This window comes from Streptomyces sp. NPDC054841, assembly GCF_053611045.1.
Genome location: NZ_JBSGZO010000672.1, coordinates 1 through 3634, shown reverse-complemented (window position 1 = coordinate 3634; position 3634 = coordinate 1). Strand labels below are relative to the sequence as shown.

Here is a 3634-nt window from a genome sequence, read left to right as displayed (position 1 = left end):
GTCTCCGGCCTTTCCTCTGCTGACCAGTTACGGGAATGTTGCATTCCGTACATCATTGAACGTGATCATGCCAAGGCCTTTCGTTCGTACGTGAAACGAGTGGCTCTCCCCGACCACCCGCAACCCAGGAGACCCCCCATGCATGCACGCAGTTGGAGGACTGCAACGGCGGCGGTGCTCGCCGCCGCGGCCCTCGTCACGGCCACCCCGGTGGCGTCGGCCGCGACCCCGGCGACGACGGTGAACCAGCCCCGTGCGGCGGTCGCCACCGCACAGGCGGCTGACGTCGACTACGCGACCTGGCAGCGTGATGTGGCAGCCGTCGTCGCCGTCGCCCGCCCGTACATCGAGCAGCGGACCGCGCAGCCCTCCGGCGAGAAGCAGGCGATCGTCCTCGACATCGACAACACCTCGCTCGAGACCGACTTCCACCCCTTCTGGGAGCTGCCGACCCCCGCGGTCGGGCAGGTCCGCGACCTCGTCCGCTTCGCCGACTCCCGCGGCGTCGCCATCTTCTTCGTCACCGCCCGCCCCGGCATCATCTACTCGCTCACCGACTGGAACCTGAAGAAGGCCGGCTACCCGGTCGACGGTCTGTACGTGCGGGATCTGCCCGACCTGTTCCATGAGGTCAGCGCCTACAAGACCGGGAAGCGCGCGGAGATCGAAGCCAAGGGCTACAAGATCATCGCCAATATCGGCAACAGCGCCACCGACCTGGTGGGCGGTCACGCCGAGCGGACGTTCAAGCTGCCCGACTACGACGGTCAGCTGTCCTGAAAGGCCGGGTGGCCGCGGAGACCGGATCCCCAGTCGCGCGGCCACCTGCCGGCCATCTCGTCGGCCGCCGGCCCGCCGGAGCACCGATCAGGCGAAGTCCCGGCTGATCGGCTGCGGATCGGCCGGAATCCGGCGCGCCCGTGGCCGCCCCGACGGATACGGGAACAGGGCCACGCAGCCCGCGAACAGCGAGATCGAACCCGCCAGGACGAACGCGCCCTCGCAGTCGACGGCGGCCCGATCGCCGGCCCGCCCCGCCTCGATGCCGCCACCGCGCACCAGGCCGTCCGCGCCTCCCTCGACCAGCACCGCGCCTGGCGGCACATCCCACTCGCCGAACGGCGCGCCCGTGTCGCCGCCACCCTCGACGCCCTCACCGAGCACCGCGAACTGCTCTCCCTCCTCCTCGTCCACGAGATCGGCGAACCGTGGCGGCTCGCCCAGGCCGACGTCGACCGGGCGATCGACGGCGTCCGCTGGGACGCGGAAAGCCGCGCTCGCGCGGCGACCGCGAGGAGCTCTTCGGCAGCTTCGGAGCATCCTGGCGGGGAGCGTTCGTGGGCGGCGAGCTGCTCGTGAAGGCGGTCACCGAGGGTGGGGCGGGCGAGCGGCCACCGGGCACCCCCCCGACTACCAGCTCAACGCGCCGAGCCGATGCCCCAGGGCCCGTCCGGTTGCCGGGCTCCAGCCTGGTCCGCCGGACAGGGCCCTAGTCGATTCCCTGCCGGGCGGGCTCCGGCGCGAACCCCCGCTCGGCGGGCGATTCGGCACGCCGCGTAAGCGAATGCTCGCGTTCCGTACTCCCTATGTGGTGGCGCCGACAGACTCGGTGCGAGCAGGGCCGCCGGCGCCCCGCCACCCCACTGACCACGCGAAATGCGGTTCAGGGGCACCTTGAACCCCTGGTAGAGTTATCCATGTCGCCGCGGGGAACACCCCGCGAGTGGCGAAAACACCTAGTCCGGGTGGCGGAATGGCAGACGCGCTAGCTTGAGGTGCTAGTGCCCTTTATCGGGCGTGGGGGTTCAAGTCCCCCCTCGGACACTCGCTATAACGATACGGAAGCGAGGGCCTCGACCTTACGGTCGCGGTCCTCGTGGCGTTTTCGTAGCTGATGGTGATGCCCAGGCTTCGTAGAGCGGGCCTTTCTTCTCGGCGTCGGCGGCGTGGATGCGTTGTGCGATGTCTCCGAGTCTCTCGGTCATCGCCCGGATCTGGTCGGCGGTGAGCTGTGGCTCCGTCTTCTGGGTGACAGGGGGTAGCGTGTCGAGCTTGTTTTGCGCCGCTTCTTTGTCTCGTTGTGCCTCGTTGATCCACTGGGTGACGACGGCTGGGTCGGCGCCGGCTTCGAGTGCGGCCTGGTAGCGGGTGAGGCGCCGCTCGCTTTCCTTGTTTGCCTGGCGTGCTTGAGCCTGCTCGGGTGTGTGCATCTCTGCGGTGCTTGCCGCGATGCTCGCGTGGCTGAGTGCGGTGATGGTGGTGGTGAGCCGGTCGGGTGTGAAGGCCCGGGCGATCCACGAATCCAGCGCCTGGCACACGACGTCTTCGCGCAGGTTGACGGTGCGCGGGTGGTCGAGCCCGGGGTGGAGCGTGGCTTCCTGGTCCTTGAATTCGCACCGGTAGTAGACGCTGTTGCGGATGGTGGCGGGCTGCATCTTCCGCCCGCACAGCGCGCACCGCACCCGCCCCCGCAGGGGGTAGGCCCGTTGCCCGCGTTCCCGGCCCGGGCGTTCTTGCCGCTGGTGGGCTCGGGCGCGCTGGCTGCGGGTTGTTTGTACGGCTTCGAAGAGTTTCGTGGTGACGATGGCCTCGTGCGCGGGTTCGTTGGACCAGACCCATTGGTCGGAGGGGTTGTGCGTCATGCGGGTGCGGTGTCCGAGGGTGACGTCGTCGACGTCGTAGAGGTGCTCTTCCTTGCGTTGTTTGTTCCAGACCTCGTAGCTGGTGTAGCGGGGGTTGATGAGGATGGCTCTCACTGCGCCCTGCTGCCAGGCGACTTTCACCCGGTGGGGGTTGCGGCCCGGATCGTGAGCCGAGGGGCAGGGGACTCCTTCGCGGCTGAGGCGGGCGGCGATCGCCTTGTCGCTCAGGCCGTCCAGGTAGAGGCGGAAGATCCTACGTACGACGGGCGCGGCGACGGGATCGAGTTCGAGTTTGTGGATGCGCTGGCCAGCGGCAGCCTTTCCGGGGTTCGGGTGCGGCCCGGCGTCGGCGATCCGATACCCGTAAGGCGGGCGTCCGCCGAGGTAGCGTCCCTGGAGCTGGGCCTGGGAGCTCATGGCGGTCCGTACCCGGATCTTGATGCGGTTGCGCTCTCCCTTACTCATGCCGCCGAACACGGACATCACGAGATCATGCGCCTCGTTGTCCGGGTCGATCGGGCCACCGGCCTCCGGCACCCACAACGGGATGCGGAAGTGCACGAACACGGGGAAGGTGTTGCCGAACTGGTTATAAGCGGGGTGATGCCCGTTGCTGCGTACAGCTCGGGTTCGAGCGAGAGCACCGTCAAGGGCGGCGGGTCGCTGGGATCGGTGATCGCTGCCAACAGCGAGGGCGCACCGCCTCGGTCGCCTCCTTGGGCACCGGATGCTTCCGCTTGTGGGCCTCGGCGGTGACACCGGTGATGCGGCGCTCGATCGTGTTCGGGGTGGCCTTCACCACCTCATTGAGCCAGGTGGTGAAGGCGACGAACGTGCCGACCCTGCAGGTGCTCAGCGGTAGGTGCGTGGTGACACAGCTTCTGAGCGAGTCTCGCCCCGCGGGCGCTCCGCGGGCCTACGCGTTCTTCCGGCCGGAGCACCAGTCGGGGCCGGTTACGCGTTCGCAGACCTCGATGGCTTCGACGGCGTTC

3 protein-coding genes, 1 tRNA gene and 1 pseudogene are annotated in these 3634 nt (G+C 68.6%); 4 read left to right on the top strand and 1 reads right to left on the bottom strand.

Translation table 11 applies throughout. The annotated features are described in order from the left end of the window. Positions 1–138: 138 nt before the first annotated feature. The 3 genes and pseudogenes from ACWGI8_RS41495 to ACWGI8_RS41485 all read left to right on the top strand — a co-directional run bounded on the left by ACWGI8_RS41495 (position 139) and on the right by ACWGI8_RS41485 (position 1824). The gene (locus ACWGI8_RS41495; RefSeq protein ID WP_453668628.1) at positions 139–780 is read left to right on the top strand and encodes an HAD family acid phosphatase; all 642 of its coding nucleotides are present in this window, start codon (positions 139–141) and stop codon (positions 778–780) included. 54 nt (positions 781–834) lie between these two features. After that, positions 835–1260: pseudogene (locus tag ACWGI8_RS41490) on the top strand (aldehyde dehydrogenase family protein); the annotation flags it as partial. Between the two features lie 479 nt (positions 1261–1739). Beyond that, positions 1740–1824, top strand: a tRNA-Leu gene (locus ACWGI8_RS41485). Between the two features lie 35 nt (positions 1825–1859). On the opposite strand, the gene ACWGI8_RS41480 is transcribed toward ACWGI8_RS41485, so the two are convergent. Continuing rightward, complete coding sequence (locus tag ACWGI8_RS41480; RefSeq protein ID WP_453668627.1) at positions 1860–3119, bottom strand: recombinase family protein; 1260 nt, start codon at positions 3117–3119, stop codon at positions 1860–1862. A 287-nt stretch (positions 3120–3406) separates the two neighbouring features. Here ACWGI8_RS41480 and ACWGI8_RS41475 point away from each other — a divergent pair. Then, the coding region (locus ACWGI8_RS41475) for a hypothetical protein (protein WP_453668626.1) at positions 3407–3634 on the top strand (228 nt) is incomplete at its 3' end.

What these genes read in the sequence shown, in the direction of transcription:
- ACWGI8_RS41495 (WP_453668628.1), top strand. Translation starts at nt 139, where the DNA reads ATGCATGCACGCAGTTGGAGGACTGCAACGGCGGCGGTGCTCGCCGCC.